This window comes from Mycobacterium sp. NTMscope_MAC_269, assembly GCF_976985695.1.
Genome location: NZ_OZ335668.1, coordinates 4,315,425 through 4,340,281, shown reverse-complemented (window position 1 = coordinate 4,340,281; position 24,857 = coordinate 4,315,425). Strand labels below are relative to the sequence as shown.

General features: G+C 68.0%; 25 protein-coding genes. 12 read left to right on the top strand and 13 right to left on the bottom strand.

Translation table 11 applies throughout. The features are described 5' to 3' along the window. Positions 1-91: 91 nt before the first annotated feature. Both ACZ50Z_RS20570 and ACZ50Z_RS20565 read right to left on the bottom strand, forming a co-directional pair. Complete coding sequence (locus ACZ50Z_RS20570; RefSeq protein WP_464485195.1) at positions 92-1,096, bottom strand: ABC transporter substrate-binding protein; 1,005 nt, start codon at positions 1,094-1,096, stop codon at positions 92-94. A 105-nt stretch (positions 1,097-1,201) separates the two neighbouring features. After that, the gene (locus tag ACZ50Z_RS20565) at positions 1,202-2,155 is read right to left on the bottom strand and encodes an alpha/beta fold hydrolase (RefSeq protein ID WP_464485194.1); all 954 of its coding nucleotides are present in this window, start codon (positions 2,153-2,155) and stop codon (positions 1,202-1,204) included. 380 nt (positions 2,156-2,535) lie between these two features. On the opposite strand from ACZ50Z_RS20565, the gene ACZ50Z_RS20560 reads away from it, so the two are divergent. After that, positions 2,536-3,927 carry an MFS transporter gene (locus ACZ50Z_RS20560; protein ID WP_464485193.1) on the top strand — a complete coding sequence of 464 codons (1,392 nt, stop codon included), beginning with the start codon at positions 2,536-2,538 and terminating at the stop codon, positions 3,925-3,927. Here the strand turns inward: ACZ50Z_RS20560 and ACZ50Z_RS20555 are convergent. After that, complete coding sequence (locus tag ACZ50Z_RS20555; RefSeq protein ID WP_464485192.1) at positions 3,924-5,189, bottom strand: DNA polymerase domain-containing protein; 1,266 nt, start codon at positions 5,187-5,189, stop codon at positions 3,924-3,926. The two genes, ACZ50Z_RS20560 and ACZ50Z_RS20555, sit on opposite strands and share 4 nt — an antisense overlap. 68 nt (positions 5,190-5,257) lie before the next feature. Between ACZ50Z_RS20555 and fadD2 the strand changes: the two genes are divergently transcribed. Beyond that, the gene (gene fadD2, locus ACZ50Z_RS20550) at positions 5,258-6,946 is read left to right on the top strand and encodes a long-chain-fatty-acid--CoA ligase FadD2 (RefSeq protein ID WP_464485191.1); all 1,689 of its coding nucleotides are present in this window, start codon (positions 5,258-5,260) and stop codon (positions 6,944-6,946) included. Between the two features lie 2 nt (positions 6,947-6,948). On the opposite strand, the gene ACZ50Z_RS20545 is transcribed toward fadD2, so the two are convergent. Continuing rightward, a complete protein-coding gene (locus ACZ50Z_RS20545) occupies positions 6,949-7,311 on the bottom strand; it encodes an ATPase (protein WP_464485190.1) in 363 nt (120 codons plus the stop codon). A gap of 545 nt (positions 7,312-7,856) precedes the next feature. On the opposite strand from ACZ50Z_RS20545, the gene ACZ50Z_RS20540 reads away from it, so the two are divergent. Next, a complete protein-coding gene (locus ACZ50Z_RS20540; RefSeq protein WP_464485189.1) occupies positions 7,857-8,180 on the top strand; it encodes a hypothetical protein in 324 nt (107 codons plus the stop codon). Between the two features lie 125 nt (positions 8,181-8,305). Here ACZ50Z_RS20540 and ACZ50Z_RS20535 read toward each other — a convergent pair whose 3' ends face one another. The 3 genes from ACZ50Z_RS20535 to ACZ50Z_RS20525 form a co-directional block, all read right to left on the bottom strand. Then, on the bottom strand, positions 8,306-10,516 hold the full coding sequence (locus tag ACZ50Z_RS20535; protein ID WP_464485188.1) for an acyl-CoA dehydrogenase: 2,211 nt from the start codon (positions 10,514-10,516) through the stop codon (positions 8,306-8,308). Between the two features lie 428 nt (positions 10,517-10,944). Next, on the bottom strand, positions 10,945-12,093 hold the full coding sequence (locus ACZ50Z_RS20530; RefSeq protein ID WP_464485187.1) for an alpha/beta hydrolase family protein: 1,149 nt from the start codon (positions 12,091-12,093) through the stop codon (positions 10,945-10,947). Further along, a complete protein-coding gene (locus ACZ50Z_RS20525; protein ID WP_464485186.1) occupies positions 12,077-12,727 on the bottom strand; it encodes a TetR/AcrR family transcriptional regulator in 651 nt (216 codons plus the stop codon). Before ACZ50Z_RS20525 ends, ACZ50Z_RS20530 begins: the two co-directional genes overlap by 17 nt. Before the next feature lie 96 nt (positions 12,728-12,823). Between ACZ50Z_RS20525 and ACZ50Z_RS20520 the strand changes: the two genes are divergently transcribed. From ACZ50Z_RS20520 to ACZ50Z_RS20505, 4 genes are all read left to right on the top strand, one after another. After that, positions 12,824-13,405 carry a VOC family protein gene (locus tag ACZ50Z_RS20520; RefSeq protein ID WP_464486330.1) on the top strand — a complete coding sequence of 194 codons (582 nt, stop codon included), beginning with the start codon at positions 12,824-12,826 and terminating at the stop codon, positions 13,403-13,405. 34 nt (positions 13,406-13,439) lie between these two features. Continuing rightward, on the top strand, positions 13,440-13,988 hold the full coding sequence (locus ACZ50Z_RS20515) for a hypothetical protein (RefSeq protein WP_464485185.1): 549 nt from the start codon (positions 13,440-13,442) through the stop codon (positions 13,986-13,988). A gap of 404 nt (positions 13,989-14,392) precedes the next feature. Then, on the top strand, positions 14,393-15,868 hold the full coding sequence (locus ACZ50Z_RS20510; protein WP_464485184.1) for a condensation domain-containing protein: 1,476 nt from the start codon (positions 14,393-14,395) through the stop codon (positions 15,866-15,868). Between the two features lie 2 nt (positions 15,869-15,870). Next, positions 15,871-17,226 (top strand): hypothetical protein, encoded by a 1,356-nt coding sequence (locus ACZ50Z_RS20505; protein ID WP_464485183.1) that lies wholly within the window; start codon positions 15,871-15,873, stop codon positions 17,224-17,226. A gap of 15 nt (positions 17,227-17,241) precedes the next feature. Here the strand turns inward: ACZ50Z_RS20505 and ACZ50Z_RS20500 are convergent, their stop codons facing one another. After that, complete coding sequence (locus tag ACZ50Z_RS20500) at positions 17,242-17,904, bottom strand: TetR/AcrR family transcriptional regulator (RefSeq protein WP_464485182.1); 663 nt, start codon at positions 17,902-17,904, stop codon at positions 17,242-17,244. Between the two features lie 82 nt (positions 17,905-17,986). On the opposite strand from ACZ50Z_RS20500, the gene ACZ50Z_RS20495 reads away from it, so the two are divergent. Then, complete coding sequence (locus ACZ50Z_RS20495) at positions 17,987-18,895, top strand: oxygenase MpaB family protein (RefSeq protein WP_464485181.1); 909 nt, start codon at positions 17,987-17,989, stop codon at positions 18,893-18,895. 92 nt (positions 18,896-18,987) lie between these two features. Continuing rightward, a complete protein-coding gene (locus ACZ50Z_RS20490) occupies positions 18,988-20,571 on the top strand; it encodes a PPE domain-containing protein (RefSeq protein WP_464485180.1) in 1,584 nt (527 codons plus the stop codon). Here the strand turns inward: ACZ50Z_RS20490 and ACZ50Z_RS20485 are convergent. Genes ACZ50Z_RS20485 through rpmB form a run of 5 tightly spaced genes read right to left on the bottom strand, consistent with a single transcriptional unit; the run spans position 20,568 to position 21,925 of the window. After that, a complete protein-coding gene (locus tag ACZ50Z_RS20485; protein ID WP_464485179.1) occupies positions 20,568-20,957 on the bottom strand; it encodes a hypothetical protein in 390 nt (129 codons plus the stop codon). The genes ACZ50Z_RS20490 and ACZ50Z_RS20485 overlap by 4 nt on opposite strands. Then, entirely contained in the window at positions 20,954-21,217 is a 264-nt protein-coding gene (gene rpsR / locus ACZ50Z_RS20480; RefSeq protein ID WP_009952527.1) for a 30S ribosomal protein S18, read from the bottom strand. The genes ACZ50Z_RS20485 and rpsR overlap by 4 nt, the downstream gene beginning before the upstream one ends. After that, positions 21,217-21,522, bottom strand: a complete 306-nt coding sequence (gene rpsN, locus ACZ50Z_RS20475; RefSeq protein WP_464485178.1) for a 30S ribosomal protein S14 — start codon at positions 21,520-21,522, stop codon at positions 21,217-21,219. Before rpsN ends, rpsR begins: the two co-directional genes overlap by 1 nt. 2 nt (positions 21,523-21,524) lie before the next feature. After that, entirely contained in the window at positions 21,525-21,689 is a 165-nt protein-coding gene (gene rpmG / locus ACZ50Z_RS20470; RefSeq protein WP_003873955.1) for a 50S ribosomal protein L33, read from the bottom strand. Further along, positions 21,689-21,925 carry a 50S ribosomal protein L28 gene (gene rpmB, locus ACZ50Z_RS20465; RefSeq protein ID WP_464485177.1) on the bottom strand — a complete coding sequence of 79 codons (237 nt, stop codon included), beginning with the start codon at positions 21,923-21,925 and terminating at the stop codon, positions 21,689-21,691. Before rpmB ends, rpmG begins: the two co-directional genes overlap by 1 nt. A gap of 104 nt (positions 21,926-22,029) precedes the next feature. Here rpmB and mrf point away from each other — a divergent pair, with 104 nt between their 5' ends. The 3 genes from mrf to ACZ50Z_RS20450 all read left to right on the top strand — a co-directional run bounded on the left by mrf (position 22,030) and on the right by ACZ50Z_RS20450 (position 24,467). After that, positions 22,030-23,229 carry a ribosome hibernation factor-recruiting GTPase MRF gene (gene mrf / locus ACZ50Z_RS20460; protein ID WP_464485176.1) on the top strand — a complete coding sequence of 400 codons (1,200 nt, stop codon included), beginning with the start codon at positions 22,030-22,032 and terminating at the stop codon, positions 23,227-23,229. Continuing rightward, positions 23,226-23,480, top strand: coding sequence for a type B 50S ribosomal protein L31 (locus tag ACZ50Z_RS20455; RefSeq protein WP_464485175.1), 255 nt, complete (start codon positions 23,226-23,228; stop codon positions 23,478-23,480). Before mrf ends, ACZ50Z_RS20455 begins: the two co-directional genes overlap by 4 nt. An 81-nt stretch (positions 23,481-23,561) precedes the next feature. Beyond that, the gene (locus ACZ50Z_RS20450) at positions 23,562-24,467 is read left to right on the top strand and encodes a class I SAM-dependent methyltransferase (protein ID WP_464485174.1); all 906 of its coding nucleotides are present in this window, start codon (positions 23,562-23,564) and stop codon (positions 24,465-24,467) included. Positions 24,468-24,857 lie beyond the last annotated feature (390 nt).

Sequence of the window (24,857 nt, the reverse complement as noted above, 5' to 3'; positions counted from 1 at the left end):
AACCCCGGCATCGGGGCTCGTGCGAGGGGCGGCGGCGGGATTTTCGAGCACTGCCAGAGCTGCCTTAGCAAACGCTCAAACAGCCGCGATGCTAGCCCAGGATTTTGGTGAGCAGCGGGGGCAACTGGTCGGCGACGAGCGGGTAGCTCAGCGGTGAGGCGAAGGCGATCGCGCCGGCCTGTTCCGGGGTGGTGAAGATGTGGCGGTTTCGCGCGGTGGTCAGCGACCCGGCCACCTCGGGGTCGGCCAGCAGCGCCTTTTGGTCGTCGGGGTTGCGGGTGGTCCAGATGACCACGTCGGCCGAATCGAGCACCGACTTGATCTGATCGCGCGGGATGACGGCGCGCTGATCGGTGCCGAACGCCTTGATGCTGTCGGCGATGACCAACCCCATCTGGTTCAGGAAATCCGTGCGCCAGCCCGCCATGGTGGCGACGACGGTGCCCTGCCACAGCGCGCCGTGCATCAGCAGCGCCTTCTTGCCCGTCCACTGCGGGTTCTTCTTGCCGATGTCGGTGAACCTCTGATCGACGCCGTCGATCAACGACTTCATCTGGTCCGCCTGGAACACCGCCTGCCCGACGGCGGTGGCCTGCTCTTTCCACGGCTCGAAGAAGGCGTCCCCGCCGGATTGCGCCACGGTTGGGGCGATCGCGGAGAGCTTCTGGTAGGTGTCGGCGTCCAGGCCGGCGTTGACGGCCACGATCAGGTCCGGTTTCAGGCCCGCGATCTGGTCGACCGGGATGCCGTTGTCCAGGTTCAACACCGCCGGCCGAGCCCCGCCGAGCTTGGGTGCGGCCCACGGCCAGACCGCGAACGGCTGGTCACCGAACCAGTTGGTCACCGCGATCGGCACCACACCGACGGCGAGCAGGTCGTCCTGCTCGGTGAAGCCGGCGCTGACGACGCGCTTTGGGGGTTCTTTGACGACGGTCTGACCGAACAGGTGGGTCAGCGTCACCGAGCCCGGGGTGGCTCCCGGAGCCGGTTTGCTCGACGAACACCCGGCCGAAAGCGCCGGGGACCCGGCGATCGCGGCGACGCCGGAAGCCCCTGCGAGCTGCAAGAATCCTCGTCGATTCCATCGCTGTCGCATCGCGTGAGAGTATCGCGTTCCGCCCGCGCAGGTGCACCGCCGCGGCGAACACCCAGCCTTCGAAATCGTCTGCTGCGCGGCCGGTCTTGATCCGCCGCACTCGTGTCAGCGGTCTGTCTGCGCCCCAACGATGCCGTCGGGCCGCGGCGCCGCGGTGGCCGCCGCCTGGCTGGCGAATTCGACGGCGGCGCGCACGGCCCTGGGGTAGCGCAGGATGCGGTAGTGCGCGAGGCGCCCAAGGCCGTGCGTGGCGGTCAGGCTCGCCCCCGGCCACGCGGAGGCCAACTCTTCGCTCATCGCGAAGGGACTGTCGGGGTCGTCCGGGTCGTGCAGGATCAGCAAGGGAGGCGGACCGTCGATGCACGATGCCAGGTGCATCAGGTCGGAATGCAGCAGTGGGAATCCCAGCCGGCGATCGAGTCGCTGGTGCAGGGCGTCGCGGATGCGTGGTCCGAAGCCGTGTCGCTGCGCGAACCAGTCGAGATAGAACATGAAGCCGCCCATCGGTGCCAGGAAGACCAGGCGGTCGGCGGATGCGCCCCACGACAGCGCCAGTGCGGTGGCTTTGGCGCCGAGCGAATGCGCGATGATCGCCCGCGCGGGCCCGTGGGCGTCCACCATGGCGTGCACCGCTCGGGCACACTCGGCGATCGTCGTGCGGCCCGGCGCCAGTCCGCCCGGCTCGGAGTCCTGGTGGCTGGGCAGGTCGAAGGCAATGACACGATGGCCGGCCGCCACCAGGGGCTTGACGAAGACTCCGAGGTGCGCGCGGCATCCGCCCCAGCCGTGTACCAGGTACACTGGCGGCCCCTGTCCCCAGGCTTCGCCGACGATTCGATGACCGGACCATGACGCTTCCACCGGTTGACTCGCGCTCAGACCGGGCGGCATCCGAGACGATGTCGTCTCGGGCGGCGTGCACCACAGTTCGATCGCCCAGCGCGCACCCAGGCGAGGGGCCAGCCGCTCCAGGATGCTGAATGCCTTGCGCACCCGGGGCGAGACGGGCGGCTCCAGACCCGATCCGTCGCCCGCGCGTGGGGCATCGCAATCGCTCATGACCGCAGTTCCCATCCGGCTACCTGCAATCGGGCCTCCTGCGAGGTGCGCACCGCATGGCGTGACAAGCCATGACGGTGCCGGAGAAGCGGGTCAGGCGCATCCGGTTCGCTCACCTGCCTGTCCTACGTCACATCACCCCGATTAGCAAACAAGCACTCAGGACACGACGCCCTGGGCGGCTCGCAATGCCGATGGTCGCGCCCATCTCGACTGTCGCGTTGCAGAGTTCTGACAAACGGGCACGGGCCGTTGCGATTTCTGCGTATCGCCCGCGTAACTGCGCACACCCGGACCGGTAACAGTGCGTCTCTAGCGTCAGGTGTCACCGCCCGGCGCGCGTTCACCCGCGCGCCTCGTCCGCAAGGGAGCCCCATCCGATGACCACAACCATCAGCCCGGCAGCGCAGCCCGCGCCGACGCGCGAGCGTCCCTCGGGACGGCACTGGATCGACGACTGGCGGCCCGAAGACCCCGAGTTCTGGGCGGCGACCGGTAAGGCCATCGCGCGCCGCAACCTGATCTTCTCGATCTTCGCCGAGCATGTCGGGTTCAGCGTGTGGATGTTGTGGAGCATCGTGGTGGTGCAGATGACCGCGGGCGCGCACGGGCAGCCCGCCGCGTCCGGGTGGGCGCTGACCGCCAGCCAGGCGCTGTGCCTGGTCGCCGTCCCCAGCGGTGTCGGCGCCTTCCTGCGGCTGCCCTACACCTTCGCGGTCCCGATCTTCGGCGGCCGCAACTGGACGACCGTCTCGGCGGCGCTGCTGCTGGTCCCGTGCCTGCTGCTGGCCTGGGCGGTCAGCCATCCCGGCATCCCGTTCGCGGTCCTGGTAGGCGTCGCGGCGACCGCCGGCTTCGGCGGCGGCAACTTCGCCTCGTCGATGGCCAACATCTCCTTCTTCTACCCGGAGAAGGACAAGGGCTGGGCGCTGGGCCTGAACGCGGCCGGCGGCAACGTCGGCGTCGCCGTGGTGCAGAAGATCATCCCGCCGATCGTCATCGCCGGCGGCGGGGTGGCCCTCTCGCGCGCCGGACTCTTCTATGTGCCGCTGGCCGTCGTGGCCGCGGTCTGCGCGTTCGGATTCATGAACAACCTGACCGAGGCCAAAGCGGACGTGAAGCCCGTGTGGCAGTCGCTGCGTCACCCCGACACCTGGGTCATGTCGCTGCTCTACATCGGCACGTTCGGCTCCTTCATCGGCTACTCGGCCGCCTTCCCGACCCTGCTCAAGACGGTGTTCGGCCGCGGCGACATCGCGCTGACGTGGGCCTTCCTCGGCGCGGGCATCGGATCGGTGATCCGGCCCCTCGGCGGCAAGCTGGCCGACCGGATCGGCGGGGCGCGCATCACCGCCGCCAGCTTCGCGCTGCTCGCCCTCGGGGCGGCGGCCGCGCTGTGGTCGGTGCGGGCGGTCAACCTGCCGATGTTCTTCGCCAGCTTCATGTTCTTGTTCGTCGCCACCGGCATCGGCAACGGCTCGACCTACCGGATGATCTCGCGGATCTTCAAGATCAAAGGCGAGCTGGCCGGCGGCGATCCCGACACCATGGTGCAGATGCGCCGCCAGGCCGCCGGCGCGTTGGGCGTCATCTCGGCGGTGGGCGCGTTCGGCGGGTTCATCGTGCCGCTGGCCTACGCGTGGTCGAAGTCGGAGTTCGGCAGCATCGAGCCGGCGCTGCGCTTCTACATCGCGTTCTTCCTCGCCCTGCTGGGTGTCACCTGGTACTGCTACCTGCGCAGGCACAACGCGGTCACCCGGGTGGGGATCTAGTTCGAGGGCCGCTGCCTGCCGCCATACGTCTCCCAAGGGCTGTAGTCGGCGATCAGTTCTTCCTGCGGTGGCCGCTGGCCCTCCGGAACATGCTGCAGGTTGATCCGGATCCGGTACCAGATCGAGCTGGGCCCGCGCATGCCGTCGACGAGGACGTCGACCGGCTGCAGCCGCTCGGCGACCGCGGGATAGCGGTCGCGCCAGGTGTCCAGCGCCGCCATCGCCTCGTCCTTGGTCTTGGTGCGGGCGATCTCGATCAGCGGCATCTTGGATTGTCTCCGGCCCGCCGCTCCGCTGCCGCGCTTGCCCGACCCTTTGGGCGCGCGCTCGGGGGGCCCCATCTCCTCGGTCAGCACCAGTAGACGGTCCAGCTCGCCGACCGCGTCGTCCATGCCCGCCCAGGGATCACCGATCTCGGCGAACCGGGCGGGCACGGTATCGATGGTGAAGGCCTCGGGGGCGCAGCCGGCGACCTCGTCCCAGTGCAGCGGCGTCGAGACCCGGGCGTCGGGGGTCGCCCGCACCGAATAGGCCGACGCGACAGTGCGGTCCTTGGCGTTCTGGTTGAAGTCGACGAACACACCCTCGCGTTCCTCCTTCCACCACCGGCTGGTCGCCGCCTCCGGAACGCGCCGCTCCACCTCCCGGGCGACGGTCTGCGCGGCCAGCCGCACCTGGCGAAACTCCCAGCGCGGGGCGATGCGGGCGTAGATGTGGAAGCCGCGCGACCCCGATGTCTTCGGCCAGGCGGTCAGGCCGTAGTCCTCGAGCACCTCGCGGGCCACCAGCGCGACGTCGACGATGCGCCGCCAGGAGACCCCGGGCATCGGATCCAGGTCGACGCGCAGTTCGTCGGGGTGGTCGAGGTCGTCGGCGAGCACCGGGTGCGGGTTCAGGTCGACGCAGCCCAGGTTGATCGCCCACGCCAGGCCCGCGGCGTCGCGGATGACCGCCTCCGCTGCGGAAGTGCCTCGCGCGTAACGGAGTTCGGCGACGTCGACCCAGTCCGGCCGGTTCGCCGGCGCGCGCTTCTGAAATACGGCCTCTTCGGAGATGCCCTTGACGAACCGCTTCAGGATCATGGGACGCCCGGCCACACCGCGCAGCGCGCCGTCGGCCACCGACAGGTAATAGCGGACCAGATCGAGCTTGGTGTGGGGGCCTGAGGTTTTGTGGCCCTCCGCGCGGGGGAACACGACCTTGTCGGGATGGGTGATGGTGACCTCGCGCCCGGCCACCTCCAGCAAAACCGGACGGGTCATGGGAGTTCATGTTAATTCGCCAGAATTTTCTGGCCGAGCTGAGACGGACGTCACATATGGTGGATTCCATGCCTAACCTCCTCGGCCTGCCCGGTCAGGCCTCTAAAGCGGTAGCAAAACTGCACCAGTACGTCGAGCGCGGCTCCGCCGAACTGCACTACGTGCGCAAGATCTTCGAGTCGGGCGCGTTCCGAATCGAGCCGCCGCAGAACTACGCCGCGATGGCCGCCGACATCTACAAATGGGGCGAGTTCGGCATGCTGCCCGCCCTCAACGCGCGGCGCCATCCCGACCGCCCGGCGTGCATCGACGAAGAGGGCGAATTCTCCTACCGGGAACTCGACGAGGCGGCGCACGCGGTGGCCAACGGGTTGATCGACAAGGGCGTCAAGGGGGGCGACGGCATCGCCATCCTGGCCCGCAACACCCGCTGGTTCCTGATCGCCAACTACGGGGCGGCGCGGGTCGGCGCCCGCATCATCCTGCTCAACAGCGAATTCTCCGGCCCGCAGATCAAAGAGGTGTCCGAGCGCGAGGGCGCCAAGCTGATCATCTACGACGACGAGTACACCAAGGCCGTCAGCAAAGCCTCGCCGGAGCTGGGCAAGCTGCGGGCGCTGGGGAACAACCCCGACAGTGACGAGCCGTCCGGCAGCACAGATGACACGCTGGCCGATCTGATCGAGCGCAGCAGCAAAGATCCCGCTCCCAAAGCGGCCAGGCACGCGTCGATCATCATCCTGACCAGCGGGACCACCGGCACGCCCAAGGGCGCGAACCGCAGCACCCCGCCGACCCTGGCGCCGGTCGGCGGAATCCTGTCGCACGTCCCGTTCAAGGCCGGCGAGGTGACATCACTGCCGGCGCCGATGTTCCATGCGCTGGGCTATCTGCACGGCACCATCGCGATGTTCTTGGGCTCGACGCTGGTACTGCGCCGCAAGTTCAAGCCGCCGCTGGTGCTGCAGGACATCGAAAAGTACAAGGTGACGGCGATGGTCGTGGTCCCGGTGATGCTGTCGCGGATCCTCGAAGCGGTCGAGAAGATGGACAAAAAGCCCGACCTGTCCAGCCTGAAGATCGTGTTCGTGTCGGGCTCGGCGCTCGGGGCCGACCTCGCGGAACGGTCGCTGAAGGACCTCGGCCCGGTGATCTACAACATGTACGGCTCGACCGAGATCGCCTTTGCGACCATCGCCGAGCCCAAGCACCTGGAATACAACTCCTCGACCGTCGGGCCGGTCGTCAAGGGCGTGCGCGTCAAGATCTACGACGACAACGGCAAGGAGCTCCCGCAGGGCGAGGTGGGCCGCATCTTCGTCGGCAACGCCTTCCCGTTCGAGGGCTACACCGGCGGGGGCAAGAAGCAGATCATCGACGGGCTGTTGTCGTCAGGCGATGTCGGCTACTTCGACGAGAACGGTCTGCTCTACATCAGCGGTCGCGACGACGAAATGATCGTCTCCGGCGGCGAGAACGTGTTCCCGGCCGAGGTCGAGGACCTCATCACCGGGCACCCGGACGTCGTGGAGGCCACCGCGATCGGCGTCGACGACAAGGAGTGGGGCCACCGCCTGCGCGCCTTCGTGGTGAAGAAGGACGGCGCCGACCTCGACGAGGACACCGTCAAGCACTACGTGCGTGATCATCTGGCCCGCTACAAGGTGCCGCGCGAGGTCGTCTTCCTCGAGGAACTGCCGCGCAACCCGACTGGCAAGATCCTCAAGCGCGAGCTGCGCGAAATGGAGATCGACTAGCCTCAGCGGCGTTCTTTGATGGCCCGGGTGATCTGGGCCGTCAGTTTGGGGTCGACCAGGAGCTGGTCGATCAGCGCGGTGAGCACCTCTTGCCCGGTCACCCGGGCGACGCCGAGCCGGTCGGCGGCTTCGCGCTGCCAGATGTCGAGGGCCCGGTGGGTGGCCGCCGCGAGGTCGACGGTCCGGCGGGTCCGCTGGGTGCGCCCCGCCTGGTTGGCCGATGGCTGGCTGGTGATCCGCTGGCCGCGTGGCTGCCCGAGGCTGAGGCGCTCGGTCGGCGCGGCGTCTCCGGCGGGGCCGCCGGCCGAGGTGGGGGCGCGAAAGGATCCGGCGCCGGGTCCGTTGGGACTGGGCTTGAAGTTCACTTCGGTGTCTTCCTCCGTGAGTGCGAATCAGTAAATCAGCGCTCGTCGCCTGTGTGTCAATACTGATTCTCTCACCGACGCCACCCTAAGTCGCGTCGCCGGGCCGCGGAGGGGTCGGGTGGGGCGTCGACGGATTGCGTGCGGTTGGACGCCTCGGTGTCCAGCTGAAACAGCAAATTATGCGTGATAGCTGATTCGGGTATAAAACGGCGCGTGGTGTCCAGATATATGTGGCTGACAATTCAGCACTGAATCAGTGGATCTGGCAAGGCGTAAATCCGGGTTTCAGTAAGTACGGCCCGGCGCGCAGTATATCAGTAGATGGCGTATCACCTGCGAATATTCTCGAAAATCCATCGTCGGCTCAGTATTCGCGGACAATTTAATTGCGGAAATACGGATTGATGTCGCCTTTCATAGGTGTCGCGGTAAGTCGCCTTTGTTGCGTAATTCACACCGCGAATAGACCGAATTAGCTTGTTTGCTTAGAAATGTCCGGTTAGCGTTTTAAGCATCGAATCGAGTCTTTGGAAGGAGCGCTCTCGATGATCTCGTCACCATCGCTACGCGGCGCGGCCGCAGGTGTTTTGGGCGCCGGGGCCCTGGCGGGCGCGTTGCTGTTCGGCGGCGCCCCGGTGGCTCAGGCTGCGCCCGGTCCGAGTCCCTCCACGAGTTTCTCCAGTGCCGGCCCGCACAGCGGACCGGGCTTCATTCCCGACCGCCCCGGCGGTCACGGATGGGGCGGCCATGATGGTCGGGGAAATGGCGGCTGGGGAAACGGCTGGGGGAACGGCTGGGGCAATAGCGGCTGGGGCCACGGAGGTGGCTATTGGGCCCACCCCCAGCACTGGGTGAACTGGTGGTGGTGACCACCATCTCCGCGCGGTAGCCGGCCATCACGACACGCCAACCCTCGGGATGGACGGCCCGCGTATGGGGGGACCCATGCCGGCTTGACTCAGGTCAGGCCGGCATGGCCCTTTTCAGGCCCGGTTTACGGATCGCGTGGCAGCCCCAACAACCGCTCGGCGATGATGTTCAGCTGCACCTCGGACGTTCCGCCGTAGATCGTGGTCGCGCGGCTGGCCAACAGGTACTCGCCCCATCTGCCGGGCAGTTGGTCGGTGTCGCCGATCGCGGCGTCGGTGCCGAACGAGGAGACCGCGAATTCGGCGTAACCCTGACCGGTACGCATCGACAGCAGCTTGGAGATCGCCGCCGACGGCATCGCGTCCCCGCCCGCCAGCGTCAGCAGCGTGGAGCGCAGGTTCAGCACCTTGGCCGCATGACCCTCGGCGATCAACTGCCCCGCACGGTGCTGCGCGACCTGATCGAACTGCCCGTCACGAACGAACTCGACGAACTGCGAGAGCGTGGCCAGGAAATTCGCCTCACTGCTGCCGATCGACACCCGTTCGGCGGTCAGGGTGTTGCGACTGACCTCCCAGCCCCGGTTCACTTCGCCGAGCACGCACTCGTCGGGCACGAACACGTCGTCGATGTAAACGGTGTTGAACATCGCGTTGCCGGTGAGCTCGCGCAGCGGCTTGACGTCGACGCCCTCGCTCTTCATGTCCAGCAGGAAGTACGTGATGCCACTGTGTTTCGGCGCGCTGGGGTCCGTCCGCGCGAGCAGCGCGCCCCACTGCGAGAACTGCGCGGCGGTGGTCCAGATCTTTTGGCCGGTGATGCGCCAGCCCCCGTCGGCCCGGGTGGCCTTCGTGGTGAGGCCGGCCAGATCCGAACCGGCGCCGGGCTCGGAAAACAGCTGACACCACACCATTTCGCCGCGGAAGGTCGGCGGCAGGAATCGCTGCTTTTGCTCCTCGGTGCCGAACGCCACGATCGACGGGACGATCCAGGTGGCGATGCCGGTCTGTGGCCGCTTGACCCGCCCGGAGGCGAATTCCTGGGCGATGATGATCTGTTCCACCGGCCCGGCAGCCCGCCCCCACGGCTTGGGCAGATACGGCAACACCCAGCCGCCCTCGGCGATGGCGACCTTGCGCTGCTCGCGCTCGATATCCTTGAGCGCCGCCACCTCGGACCGGATCTCCGCCCGCAGCTTCTCGGTGTCGGGGTCGAGGTCGATGTCGACCGCGCGCATCCCGGTGCTGGTCGCGGTGTCGACCACCTTTTGCGGGTAGTCCGAGCTCCGGCCGAAGGACGCGGCCAGCATCAGCGCCCGACGGTAGTAGACGCCTGCGTCGTGCTCCCAGGTGAAGCCGATGCCGCCGTGCACCTGGATGCAATCCTGCGCGCACCGCTGAGCGGCCGCCGGCGCCAGTGTCGCCGCCACGGCGGCGGCGAACTCGACGTGGGAACCTTCGGTGTCCCAACGGTTTTCGCGGGCCTCATCGATCGCGCGGGCGGCATCCCACACCGCCGCGGTGGCCCGCTCGGTGTCGGCGATCATCTCGGCGCACTTGTGCTTGATGGCCTGGAATTGGCCGATCGGCCTGCCGAACTGCTCACGGATCTTGGCGTAGTTCGACGCGGTGTCGGTCGCCCAGCGCGCCACACCGATGGCTTCGGCGGACAGCAGCGTCGTCATCAGGGCGTGCGCCGTGCCCATGCTCAGGTTCGTCAAGACGACGTCGTCGCCGACCTCGACGGCGTTGGCGCGCACGTCGGCGATGGGCCGCAACGGGTCCAGGCTTTTCACCGGCTCGATCTCGAGCTGCTCGGCGCGCAGCACCACCCACGCCTCGCCGCTGTCGATCGCGACGGGGAGCACCAGCAGCGACGCCTGCGCCGCGGCGGGGACCGCGCGGAGTTCGCCGCGGATCACCAGCGAGCTGCCCTGCCGGGTGGCGGTCAGCGCGCAGCAGTTCAGGCCGTACGCGGCGATCTCGGCGCCGGACGCCAGCCCGGCGAGCGCCTTCGCGTCCGGGTCGTGTGCGGCGATCAACGCGCTGGCGATCGCCGACGGCACGAACGGGCCGGGCACCGCGCCGTAGCCGAATTCCGCGAGCACGATGGCCAACTCGAGGATGCCGAAGCCCTGCCCGCCGACGGATTCGGCCAGATGGACGCCCTGCAGGCCCTGCTCGGCCGCGGCCTGCCAGTACGTGGGAGGGTTCTCCATGGTTTGCGGGGAGGTCTCCATCCACGCGTGCAGCGTCTCGGACGGCGCGATGCGCGCCACCAGCGATCGCACGGAATCGGCCAGTTCTTGATGCTCGGGATTTATTGCGATCGGCATTGGTCGCCTTCCGTTGCTGCAGGACGCCGTCTCGGCCAAGTACCTTCCAAGCTAACAACCAGTCGGTTGGTTGACGACATGGGCTCGTGGCGATCGCAAGCGCGGCGATGCCGGGCGCAGCGGGTCGCCACCATGGGCTCGTGGCGATCGCAAGCGCGGCGATGCCGGGCGCAGCGGGTCGCCACCATGGGCTCGTGGCGATCGCAAGCGCGGCGATGCCGGGCGCAGCGGGTCGCCACCATGGGCTCGTGGCGATCGCAAGCGCGGCGATGCCGGGCGCAGCGGGTCGCCACCATGGGCTCGTGGCGATCGCAAGCGCGGCGATGCCGGGCGCAGCGGGTCGCCACCATGAGCTCGTGGCGATCGCAAGCGCGGCGATGCCGGGCGCAGCGGGTCGCCACCATGGGCTCGTGGCGGGCCGGCATCTGCTAGCGCCACCGCTTGCTGATCCATCCGGCGATGATGTCGGCCTGCTCGGTGCGGGCCCCCGGGGTGGTGAAGTAGTGATCGGTGTCGACCGATGTCTGGGTTTTGTCCGGGCCGGCGAGGCCGTCGAAGATGCGTTGCGCGTCAGAGGGAAACACGCCGGTGTCGGCCTCGGCGTTGATCACCAGGGCGGGACAGGTGATGCGGGCCAGGTGCGGTTCGGCGCGGGTCTGGGCCACCCGCAGGCTCCACATGCTCAGCCAGTTGCGCAGCGTGCAGGCCGCCGCGATGCCGTGCGCCGAGCGGTTCGCCTTGGCCGGCACACCCGCATAGCACATGTTGGGTTGCCGTTTGCTCGGCTCGATACCGGCGTCGACCATGCGCGGATCGGCCCAGGTGCGCATCACGGAAAATGGCCGATCCGAAAACCCGGCCGCGCGAACGCGTTTGAGCTCTCGTTCGGCCCAGTCGGTGATGGCGTGGTTGCGCGCAACCTGCGCGTCGCGGTACCGGACGAGAAACTCGGGGGAAAAGGGCGGCCCGTTGCGCCCGGTGAACAGGTCGAGCTCGGCATCGGTGGCGACGGGATCGTTCTCGTCGACGACGGCGGCGTCCATCCAGGCGGTGAGCACCTCCGGTCGCCCGGGATGGGCGGCGGTGGCCACATAACCGTCGGCGGGTGGTAGCTCGGTCACCCCGGCTGCCGGGCGCATGCCTTCCAGCGGCGTCACGTTGGGCTCGACGGCCTGAGACTGGTAGGCGGCCATCAACGAACCGCCGCCGGAGTTTCCCAGCAGCACAACGGTATCGACTCCCTGCACCTCGTGTAGCCAGCGCACCCCGACGGCGATGTCCACCAACGCGTGGTCGAGCAGGAAGCTGCTTTCGAAGCCGCGGAACCTCGTGTTCCAACCGAGAAATCCGACTCCGCGGGTGGCCATGTAGTCGGCGAGATAGTGCTCGGAGAAGTCGATCTGGTAGTGCGCGGCGATCATCGCCACCTTGGGTTTACGCCCCACCCCCCGGTGATACAGCCCCTGGCAGGGGTGCCCGCCGGCGCCGGCGCGCCCGGCCGTGCGCGACGGCAGTCCGACGAACTCGCGGATAACTCCGGCACCGGTGCGACGAGTCAATTCAGCGGTCCCCTTCATTGGTGTAGATGGCCCGGTAATAGATGTTGGCCAGGGTTTGGATGCAGGCCTGGTCGTCGGGCTCGCCGGAACGCGCCGAACCGAGCTGGATGTAGCAGAACTGGTTGAACATCGCCACGATCGCCTCGGCGATCAGCTGCGGGTCGTCGTCGCGGCAATGGCCCTCGGCCTGTGCGCGGCGGACCGACTCGGCGATGAAAGAAATTGGTATCGCACAAATTTCGGCCCAATACTGCGCGAAGTCGTCGTTGATCATCGCCAGCTGTGACACGCTGATCATCTCGGCGAGCCGGTGGCGGTAAGTGTGCCAGTGCGCCGCCGCCGCCCCGTACGCGCGCTCACGATCGGTCACACCGTGCTCGGTCACCGACAGCGCGCGCTGGTTGGCCTCGTCGCGGAAGCGCAGCGCCCATTGGCGCACCATCGCCTCTTTGGACTCGTAGTAGTTGTAGAAGGAGGCCGCCGAGCGGCCGGCCTCCGCGGCGATGTCGGCGATGGTCGTGGCCAGGACACCCTTGCGAGCGATGACGGTGCGGGCGGCCAGATCGATCGCGGCCTGCGTCCGCCTGCCGCGATGCGTAGGCAGCTCCGCCGGCGGCCCGCGCCGCTCAGCAGGGGATGCCGCGGTCGACACCTACGCACCTCCCTGGGCCAAAACTAAATCTGATGTTAGATTCAGATTCGGATCTTGGCCAGGCTCGTCGAGCCGGGAACCGAGGGGAGCCACACGATGATCAAGCCGCACAACACCAACGCGGAATTCGAACTCGGCGGGATCAACCATGTCGCCCTGGTCTGTTCGGACATGGCCAAAACCGTGGACTTCTACACCAACATCCTCGGCATGCCGCTGATCAAATCGCTCGACCTGCCCGGCGGGGCGGGCCAGCATTTCTTCTTCGACGCCGGCAACGGCGACTGCGTCGCCTTCTTCTGGTTCGCCGACGCCCCCGACCGGGTGCCGGGTATCTCATCGCCGGGCGCGATCCCGGGCATCGGCGACATCACCAGCGCGGTCAGCACGATGAACCACCTGGCCTTCCACGTGCCCGCCGAGAAGTTCGACGCCTACCGCCAACAACTCAAGGACAAAGGGGTGCGGGTCGGCCCGGTGCTCAACCACGACGAAAGCCCCATGCAGGTGTCGGCGACCGTGCATCCCGGCGTCTACGTGCGCTCGTTCTACTTCCAGGACCCCGATGGCATTACCCTTGAGTTCGCCTGTTGGGTGAAGGAATTCGACAGCGGCGACGCCCAGGCCGTCCCCAGGACGGCGGCGGACCGCCGGCCCCGGGTGGGCGCCGGTCGCTGATCGCGCGCTGCGAGCAAGCCGGAGGATGCTAGGTATGACCGACGGCATTTTGACCGACGAACAGATCGCTGCACTGACACCCGGGCAGCGGCGGGACCTCATTTCCCGGCTGGAGCGGCCCCTGGGCGACGTCATCGATCCGGACTTCCTGGCCCGCGTGCGCCGCGTCCGGTTGAGCTTGATGATCGGCGGCTCCATGGCAATGGTCCCCTGGCTGGGGTATCTGTCCGTGACGCTGCCCGAGAAGTACGTCGCCCACAACTGGCCGGTCACCTGGATCGGTTTCGACGTGCTGCTGGTCGCGTTCATGCTGACGACGGCCGCCCTCGGGTATCTGCGCCGTCAGCTGCTGGTGCTTGCGGCGTTCACCACCGGGGTGCTGCTGATCTGCGATGCGTGGTTCGACCTCATGACCGCCGGCCCCAAGGACGTGTGGCTGTCGGTGATCACGGCGCTGCTGATCGAGGTGCCGTTGGCGATCTTCATGATCTTCAGCGCCATGCGCATCATGCGGCTCACCATGATGCGTCTGTGGCTGCTGCGTCCCGGCATGCGGCTCTGGGATCTGCCGCTGTTTCCATGAGGCGGTGAAGGTTTGGCCCGCGCAAGGCACGAGGCCGAACAACAGTATCCCGAGTCAAGGCCGTAGAGCGCCGAATCGGCGATAAATTGTCGCAAATCGACGTCGCCGGGAGCCGTTACGACCGGTGGAGCAAGAAAGGTTACTGCACCGCCGGCGATCTCGCGGGCGAATTCGAGTCTTCACAAAACCGCAAAATCTGCGCCTGCGTCAGCTAGCGTCCACAGCAGCGACATAGGGGGTATGAGCGGCGGGGTAGTTCAGCCACACAGGCGAAAGTCCGTCAATAAATTTCAAGCGCGACACACATCGACGATCCGCGAAAAGCCAAGCGCCAACCGCACTTCCAGCACCCCCCACACCGCACCACCAACGTCGTCAGCACCAAAGCACAAGGACTCGAGGAAATGGTCGCACTCGGAAACATCAACGAATGGCACCCGCCACACGGTCCGGTCACCATGTGGATGGCCGCGCCCGCCGCACGCGAAGCGGCACGGGCCGCGCGGCGAAGCGGCCTGGCACCGAGTTACCAACAGAATCAACATCTCTGGGCCTCTTTCCAAGGCAAGGCCATGAACCGGCAGTTGCCCCGCCTGATGATCGTCGCGTGGGACATCCACGGCACCTGCGACATTCCGGCGATGACGGCGACGGTCAACGCCCACGTCCGTCGTCAGGACACCTATCACAACTGGTTCGAATACGACAACGGCACCTTCGTGCGCCGGGTGATCGAGGATCCCGCAGCGATCGAGTTCGTTCCCGTGGCGCTCGGGCACAAGACCGCGGACCAGGTCCGCACCCACGCCTTGACCACGACCCCCGATACCCTCGAATGGGGCTGCTTCACATACGGAATCGTCCAGCACGCCGACTACTTCACGTTCTACGCGAGCGTCGACCACCTGCACATCGACGGGTTGTCCGCCGCCCTCATCTTCCTCGACATCCACCTGACGTACCAGGAACTGGCACAGACCGGTCACCAGCCCGCGGGTCTCCCGGAGATCCGGAGCTACCGCGACTACGTTGCGCGCCAACGCGAGAAGGCGGCGTCCTTGACGCTGTCGTCTCCGGAGATCAAGGACTGGATCGAGTTCGCCCGCGACACCGACGGTGACTGGCCGAGTTTCCCACTGCCCCTTGGTGATACGTGGTCCAGCACCAAAGGTGACCTGTTGACGGTCGAGCTGATGGATGCGGCCGACACGGAGTCGTTCGACGCCGCTTGCGTGGCCGCCGGCGCCCGGTTCATCGGGGGAGTACTGGCCTGCACCGGCCTGGCCGAGCACGAATTGACCGGCAAGAAGACCTATCACGGATTCACAGCCAAGGACACCCGGACAGCGGGCGTCGACTCGATGACTGTGGGCTGGTTCGCCAGCCTGATTCCGATCATCGTGCCGACCGCCGGCGAAACGTTCGCCCAGGCCGCCAGGGCGGCGCAGAAGTCGTTCGACGACGCTCAGCGCCTCGCCGATGTGCCGGTTGAGCGGGTGCTGGAACTGGCCACACCGGACGAATTGGGCATCAAACTGCCCACCCAGCTGCCGATGATGTTGTCGTTTCTCGACTTCCGGAAGATCCCCCTCAACGGGCTGTGGGCGGAGACGAAGTTCGGCACCTACGGCGACAGTCTGTCCCACGGCGGGGTCAACATGTGGATCAACCGCCAGGCCGCGAACACCACGGTGACGATGTCCTTCCCGGACAACGCGATTGCGCGGGAGTCGGTGCTCCGCTACATCGCGACGCTGATCCAGGTGTTCGCACGCATCGTCCGGCCGAGCGCTGACGAGCCGGTTGTGGTTGCGCCCCAGGCGAACCCGGACGACGCCTTCGCACCGGCGCCGGACACGGACGATCACGAAGCGGCGTAACGATGAGCAACGTGCTGGACCTGGCCGACCAGACCCTCTTTCTCGGTGAGCGGGCGACGGGAGCCACCAGCTTGCTGCAGTGTGTTTGGGTGTACGACCGCGCCGTCGACATCGACGGGCTGCGCGAGTTCCACCACCACCTCGGCCGGGGGCGACTGTCGCGACGGGTCGAGCGCTCCGCCTTGCCGTTCGGCCGTCATCGCTGGGTGGCGACCGGGGAGCACTCCGGCCTGGAGATCGTCGCGACGCCGCGGGCGCGCGAGGACATCGATGCGTGGCTGGACGAGCAAGCTGACAAACGGCCGGACGCCGAACGCGGGCCCGGATGGCATCTGGCGATGCTCCCGCTGAACGACGGCGGCGCGGTGGTGAGCCTGGTCACCACCCACTGCCTCACCGACGGCGTCGGGCTGTGTGAGGCCTTGGCCGACGCGGCTTCCGGACGCGACGACGAGACCCGCTGGCCGCCCGGGGGATCCCGGCGGCGGTGGCAGGCCCTGCGCGAGGACGCGCGCCAAAGCGCGCACGACACAGTCGATGTCGGCCGCGCCATCGGCGCCGCGGCCCGCATGCTCCGGCAGGACCGCGACGGTACGGCGGCCGTCACCCCGCCACGCGGGAAGCGGCCCGCTCCGCCTGCCGCGCCGGGGGACCGCATCACCCTCCCGATGGAGATGATCTTCGTCAGCGCCGACGACTGGGATGCGCGCGCAAACGCGCTGGGCGGCACCAGCAACGCGCTGCTGGCCGGATTGGCCGCCCATCTCGCCCAGCGGGTGGGGCGGGTGGCACCCGACGGCTCGGTCAACGTGGGCATGCCCGTCAACGAACGCGCCCCGGGCGACACGCGCGCCAACGCGGTCACCAACGTCGACGTCACGCTGGGCCCCGCGGCCATCACCACCGACCTGCGTGGGATCCGCGCCGCGATCAAGCAGGCGCTGGTCCGCCATCACGACGTGCCCGACGAGCGGTGGGCGTTGCTGCCGCTGGTCCCCCTGATTCCGAAGCCGGTGTTTCGGCGATTGCTCAGCGTGGTCACCGGCGGCGCCGCCACCGTGGTGTCGTCCAATCTCGGCGCGCTCGACCCGGCCGCCAACCGGCCGGATGGCACCGACGCCGACTATTTCGCGATGAAGTCGGTCTACCCGGGCGTGACCGCGGCGACGATGCACCGCACCAACGGGGCGCTGGCGCTGCTGTCGGGACGGGTGCACGATCGGGTCTTCATCTCGGTCCTCGCCTACGAGCTGGGTCGCCACAATTCGAATGAGGGGCTGCGGCAAGCGCTTTCGCAGACGCTGAGCGACTTCTCGCTGACCGCCACGACGGGCTGGCACACGGTCTGCCCCGTGTGAGCGTGACACGCGCCGCTAGGCCTCGGCGCGTGTTTCGCTGAGCCGGTACAGGTTTGGCTCGGCAAGCTCGTCCAGCAGCGCGGCGATGTGATCGACGAGCTCGTCGGGGCGGAGCCGGACATCACCGGCCAGCCAGGCGCTGATGGTCTGCCCGACCCCGCCGACCACGAAGTGTGCGGCGGCCTTGATGCGATCGTTTGCCGGTACCTGGAGCGCGTTGCCGACGTGCTGGCCGGACAACATCGCGAACAGAGCGCTGGACTCGGCGCGTTTGCGCACCACCACGGGATCGGCCAGCTGCATGCTGAACAGCAGACGGCCCACGCGGGCGTCGTCGGTGATGGTCCGCACGATATTGGCGATGCCCGCGCGGGTCTGCTCGTCGAGCGGCACCGCGGCGACCGCGGCCTGGGTGGTGGCGGCCAGCTCGGCAACCACCCAGTCGAAGACGCAGGAGACGAATTCGTCCTTGTCGGTGAAGCTCTCGTAGAAGTACCGGGCGGCGAGCCCGGCGCGGCGGCACACGCCGCGGACGGTGACCGCCGAGAGGTCCGGCCGCTGATCGCCGAGCAGGTCCAGTCCCGCGGCCAGTAGTCGGTTACGGCGGGTGGCCAGGCGCTCGGCCGCGTCGACCCCGCGATACGGCCGTGTGCTGGACGTCTCGCTCATGCAGACCATCTTGACACTTACGCCGCGGCGCGACAATATCAGGAAACAAGCGTTCGCACATTAGCGGGCCGCGCTGCGGGAGGATCTGACGATGGCAATTCACGAGCCGGTGCACCCACCGATCGGGCACGTCGAGCGCAGAGCCACCGATCCGCCGCGTCCGCAGCGGCGCAAGCGCGGCCGGGCGCTGGGCATCGACGAGGGTCTGATGGGCGTCGCCCTGCTGGCGGGCCCGGCGAACGTGATCATGCAGTTGGCGCAGCCCGGCGTCGGCTACGGCGTCATGGAAAGCCGCGTCGAAAGCGGCCGGGTCGACCGCCACCCGTTCAAGCGGGCCCGCACCACGTTCACCTACCTGGCGGTGGCGACCAACGGCAGCGACGCCCAGAAGGATGCCTTCCGCCGAGCCGTGAATAAGGCGCACGCGCAGGTCTATTCGACGCCCGAAAGCCCGGTGTCCTACAACGCCTTCGATCCCGCGCTGCAGCTATGGGTGGGGGCCTGCCTGTACAAGGGCGGCCTCGACATCTACCGGATGTTCATCGGTGAACTCGAGGGCGAGGATGCCGAGCGCCACTACCGCGAGGGGATGGCGCTGGCCACGACGTTGCAGGTGCCGCCGAAGATGTGGCCGGCCGACCGGGCGGCGTTCGACCGCTATTGGGAAGAGTCGCTGGCCAACGTGCACATCGACGACGCCGTGCGGGAGTACCTGTACCCGATCGCCGCCAACCGCATCCGGGGGGTGAAGCTGCCCGGCCCGCTGCAACGCCTCTCGGAGGGCTTCGCGCTGATGATCACGACGGGCTTTTTGCCGCAACGATTCCGCGACGAGATGCGGCTGCCCTGGGACGCGACCAAGCAGCGGCGCTTCGACAGGCTGATCGCCGTGTTGGCCACGGTGAACCGGTACCTGCCGCGGTTCATCCGGCGATTCCCGTTCAACGTCTTGCTGCACGATCTGGATCGCAGGATCAAGAAGGGCCGACCGCTGGTGTAGCGGCCGTCGGCGGGGCGCCCGCCGAGTTGATAACGACAATCATATTCATTAAGCTCCTTAGTCTGGTAAGCCCTCCAGCCCGAGGAGTACCTATGACGGCGCCGATCTTCATGGCCTCTCCGCCCGAAGTGCATTCCACGCTGCTCAGTAGCGGCCCCGGGCCCGCGCCGCTGCTCGCGGCCGCGGGCGCGTGGTCCGAGCTGAGCGCCGAATACGCATCCGCCGCGGAACAATTGACCACCCTGCTGGCGGGGGTTCAGGCGGGGGCGTGGGAGGGGCCCAGCGGGGAGTCCTACGTGGCCGCGCACGCCCCGTATTTGGCGTGGCTGACGAAATCCAGCGCCGACAGCGCGGTCACCGCCACGCAACACGAGGCGGCCGCGACCGCCTACACCGCAGCCTTGGCGGCCATGCCGACGCTGCCGGAACTCGCCACCAACCACGTCGTCCACGGAGCGTTGATGGCGACGAATTTCTTTGGCATCAACACCGTTCCGATCGCGGTCAACGAGGCCGACTATGCGCGGATGTGGACCCAGGCGGCGACCACGATGTCCACCTACCAGGCGGTGTCCACCGCCGCCGTCGCTGCGGCACCGCAAACCGATCCGGCACCGCCGATCGTGAAATCCGATGCGTCTAGCGATGATTCGGGTGACGTCGACCACGACCCCAAGATCGACAACCCGTTCAATCAATTCATCGCGAACATCCTGAAGAACTTCGGGATCAACTGGGATCCCGCCCAGGGCACGGTGAACGGGCTGGACTACGACGCCTACACGAACGCCGGACAACCGATTTTCTGGGTGGTGCGGGCCCTGGAACTCTTGGAGGATTTCGAGCAGTTCGGCTACTACCTGGTGCACAATCCGGCATTGGCCTTCCAATATCTGGTGCAACTCATCCTGTTCGACTGGCCGACGCACATCCTCGAGATCTTCCTCAGCCAACCGGAGTTGTTGGCGCCCGCGCTCCTGCTTGCCGCGGCCCCCTTCGCTGCCGTCGGCGGCTTCGCCGGGTTGGCCGGCCTGGCCGCCCTACCCCACCCCGCGGTAATCCCGGCGGTAGTCGCGGCACCGCCGCCGGCGCCGACGCCGAGCATCCCGCCCGCCATCGCCCTGGCCCCGACTCCCGTCGCGCCGGTCGCAGCTCCGGCGACGGCTCCGGCACCGGCACCCGCCCCCACGGCCACCACGGTGGCCACCGCTCCGGCGGCGCCCGTTCCGGCGCCGGCCGCAGCGGGGTTCTTCCCTCCGTACGTCGTCGGTCCTCCGGGAATGGGAACGGGCTCTGGGATGAGCTCCAGCGCTAGCTCGAGCGCCAAAAAGAAGGCGCCGGAACCGGATAGCGCCGCCGCCGCGGCTGCCGCGGCCGCGCGCACCCGCAAAGCTGCCCGGGCGCGCCGGCGCAGGCGTGCGACGGACCGCGGCTATGGCGATGAGTACATGGACATGAACGTCGGTGTCGATCCCGATTGGGGCGGATCGTCGGCGTCCGAGCGGGGCGCTGGGGCGCTGGGCTTCGCCGGCACCGCGGACCGCGAGGCGGTCGCCGCGGCGGCCGGTTTGACCACGCTGGCCGGGGACGAATTCGGCGGGGGCCCAAAGGCACCGATGATGCCGGGCACCTGGGGCGACGACGGTGCCGAAAAGGCGGCGGGGCGCGACGGCTAGTTGCGGCGGCGCGAGTCGCGTGCCCAACGGTGATGGCGCACCAGTTGCCTTGGGGCGGGCACGCTTTCCCATTGCCCGAGCTCGAGCCAGTCGCGCAGGGCCGCGGCTGCGCCGCTGTCGGCGATGGGTCCGATCCACTGGGCGGGACCGCTGGCCACGCGATCGTTCGTGCAGGGCTGGACCACGGCCATCACGCCGCTCCCGCTGGGGCGAGAGGCGCAGGTGAGCGGCCCGAGCATGCAGGCGGCCGAGACCAGCATGGAATGCGGGCAGCGCCGGATGGCGGGGCGCAATTCGTCGATGACCGACAGTTGGTCGTCGACGGCGCATGCGGCACAGACGATTACGGTGAATGGGCGATTGGTGCCGCGGCGTGGGGACGTCAAGGCGCCGTGTGCCGTCCGGGATAGGGCAGGAGCGCCATTTCGCGGGCGTTCTTGATGGCCGCCGCGACCTGTCGTTGTTGTTGGACGGACAGACCGGTCACCTGGCGAGAACGGATCTTGCCGCGTTCGGAGATGAACACCCGCAGCGTCGCTGTGTCTTTGTAGTCGACGGTGCGCAACCCGAGGCTGTCGAGCAGATTCCTCTTGGGCGAGCGGCCGGCCGGTGCTGTGGCCCGGCGGCGCGCGACTTTTCTGGCCATTACCAGCTCGCCTTCCGCACGCCCGGGAGCTGGCCGGCATGGGCCAGCTCGCGGACCCGGACCCTTGACAGCCCGAACTTGCGGAGGTGGCCGCGCGGTCGGCCGTCGACGGCGTCGCGGTTGCGCACCCGCACCGCGCTGGCGTCGCGCGGCTGGCGGGCCAACTCGTTTTGGGCCGCCGCTCGTTGCTCGGCGGTGCTCGCCGGTGCGCGGATGATCTCCTTGAGCTCGGCGCGGCGTTCGGCGTAGCGCGCCGCGATCGCGCGGCGGCGCTCATTCTTCACGACCTTGGATTTCTTGGCCATGCTCAGCGCTCCTCCCGGAATTCGACGTGACGGCGGATCACCGGGTCATACTTGCGCAAGACCAGCCGGTCGGGGTCGTTGCGCCGGTTCTTGCGGGTGATGTAGGTGTAGCCGGTGCCCGCGGTGGACCGAAGTTTCACCAGGGGACGGATCTCGTTGCGCGCCATCAGATTCGCTGTCCTTCGCGGCGCAACCGCGCGACGACCGCCTCGATGCCGTCGCGGTCGATGACCTTGATGCCTTTGGTGCTGACCCGCAGCCGGATCCGGCGGCCCTCCGAGGGCAGGTAGTACGTCTTGAGTTGGATGTTCGGCGACCACCGCCGCGCGGTTCGGCGATGGGAATGTGACACCGCGTTACCGAAACCCGGCCGCCGGCCGGTCACCTGGCAGTGGGCGGACACCGTGCACCTCCTGATCGCTTATTGAAAATCATTTTCGACAAGGCCCCCCACGGACGGTACCGTAGGAACGGCCTAGATGAAAATGATTATCAATAAGGAGCCTGATGCGGACCCCCGTCATCTTGGTCGCCGGCCAGCGGAACAGCGACGCCGTCGTGGGGGCGCTGCTGCGCACCCCGGGAACGCTGGTCGTCGAGCACCGATTCGACGGCCACGTAGTGCGCCGCACGACCGTGACGCTGTCCGACGGCATGTTGACCAGTCACGAGAGCGGACTGGAGCTCGCGCATGGCTGCGTGTCGTGCACCATCCGCAATGACCTGTTGGTGCTGCTGCGCCAACTGCACCGCCGCGACGACGTGAACCGGATCGTGGTGCACCTGGCGCCCTGGCTGGAACCCGAACCAATCTGCTTGGCCATCAAGCATGTTCGGGTGCGCGTGGCGCCGGGGTACATCGACGGGCCCGCGGCCCTGGACGTGGCGATCGCCGCCGTGGTGACGTGTATCGATTCGGCGGCCTGGCTGGATCAGGCCCTCGGGGAAGACGAACTCGACGACGGGCGCACCCAGGCCCAGGTGGTGATCGGGCAGGCCGAGTTCGCCGATGTCGTCGTGCTCGATCGCGCTAACCCGTTCGTGGCGGCCGTGCTGCGCCGCCTGTCTCCGCGCGCACGCGTCCGCGTGGGCGCCATCGGCATCGGGGACGCGTTGAACAATTTGTACCGCGACGCGCGCCGCGGCCGAAGCGACGACCCGCACGGCCCGCTGCTGGCCGGGCAGCCGCCGCTGGAGTCCCGCGGGCCGATCACCCTGGTGGAGTTCAACGCCCGTCGCCCCTTCCATCCGCAGCGCCTGCACGTTTGCCTGGATCTGCTGCTCGACGGCGTGATCAGGACCCGGGGGCGAATCTGGCTGGCCAGCAATCCGGACCGCGCGATGTGGCTGGAGTCGGCCGGCTCCGGGCTGCGGGTCAGCTCGGCCGGCAAGTGGCTGGCGGCGATGACCGGGGTGGAGCGCGACGGCGTCGATGCGGAGCGACGTGCGCTGGCCGGGCTCGGCTGGGACGACCGGCACGGCGATCGACATACCGCGATGGCCATCCTGGTGTGCGGCGCCCGGGCCGACGAGATTCTCGACGCCCTGCACGGCGCGCTGCTTACCGAGGAGGAGATGAGACACCCGCACGACTGGGTTACCTATGACGACCCGTTTGGGGACTGGCACGAGGATCCGTGCGCGGAATTGGCAGAGGCCGCCGACAACTCGGCCCGGCACACCCAGCAAGGCAAGGAGCCCTCATGAAGCCCGGCGTTCACCCCGACTACCACCCCGTCGTCTTCCAGGACGCCACCACCGGCGCCATGTTCTTGACCCGGTCGACTCGCACCAGCCCCCGCACCGTCGAGTGGCCGACGGCGCGGGGGACCCGGACCTATCCACTCGTCGTCGTCGACGTCACCGCCGACTCGCACCCGTTCTGGACCGGTGGCCGCCGCATCGTCGACAGCGCCGGGCAGGTGGAGAAGTTCCACCGCCGCTACGGCCGCCGGTAGGCAATAGCGCCCCGACGTGCGCCATTGCCGTTGCGCGCCAGCGGAAAAGGGGCCGCGTCGCGGCGGCGTACTGTGGGCGGGGTGCGAAGCGAAGGCGATACCTGGGACATCACCACGAGCGTCGGCTCGACCGCGCTGTTCGTGGCAACGGCGCGGGCATTGGAGGCGCAAAAGCCCGACCCGCTGGCCGTGGATCCGTACGCGGAGATCTTCTGCCGCGCCGTCGGCGGTAACGCCGCCGACGTCCTCGACGGCAAGGATCCCGACCATCAGCTGAAGACGGCCGACTTCGGCGAGAACTTCGTCAACTTCCAGGGCGCCCGCACCCGGTATTTCGACAACTACTTCCGGCGCGCCGCCGACGCGGGCGTGCGGCAGGTGGTGGTTTTGGCGGCGGGCCTGGACTCGCGCGCCTACCGCCTGGACTGGCCCGCCGCGACCACGATCTTCGAGCTCGACCAGCCGCAGGTGCTCGACTTCAAGCGTGAAGTGCTCACCGGCGTCGGCGCCCAGCCGCGCGCCGAGCGTCGCGAGATCGCCGTCGATTTGCGTGAGGACTGGCCGCAGGCCCTGCGCGACAGCGGCTTCGACCCGGCCAAACCGTCGGCGTGGATCGCCGAGGGTCTGCTGATCTATCTCCCCGCCAGCGCCCAGGAGCAGCTGTTCACCGGCATCGACGGGCTGGCCGGCCACGGCAGCCACGTCGCCGTCGAGGACGGCGCCCCGATGAAGCCCGAGGACTTCGAGACCGCCGTGGCCGAAGAACGGGCGGCCACCGCCCAGGGCGACGAGCGAGTGTTCTTCCAGCTGGTCTACAACGAGCAGTGCGCGCCCGCCACCGAATGGTTCGGTAACCGCGGCTGGACGGCGGTCGGCACCCCGTTGGCCGACTATCTGCGCGAGGTCGGCCGCCCGGTGCCCGGCCCGGAGACCGAAGCCGGCCCGATGATCGCGCGTAACACGTTGGTGAGCGCCGTCCGGGCCTGAGCCGGCGAGACGAAAACCGGCCGCGGACGCCGATCGCGGCCGGTTTTTTCGTTGGGTTTTCGGGAGCCGGGCGAATTAGCCCGCGGTAGCGACGGGCGGCGGAACTTTTTCGGTCCGTCAGCCGACTAGTGGCTGCGTGATCGTTCCGCCGGCCGCCCGGGTCGAGGCGATCGTCGAGTACCACCTGATCGTCGAGGAGTCGTCGCCATGACCGCGCCGGTCCGGACGGTGTCGTCCACTGTTCCGCTCGGCCGAGCCGGCGGGATCCAAGCCGCGAGCCGGGATTGATAATGAAAATGATTTTCAGTAAGGTGGGGCCTTGCTGTGAGGCCGCACGACGTGCGGCTGTGAGTATGCCGAAAATGCGGCTAAACCCTATCCAGAACGTCC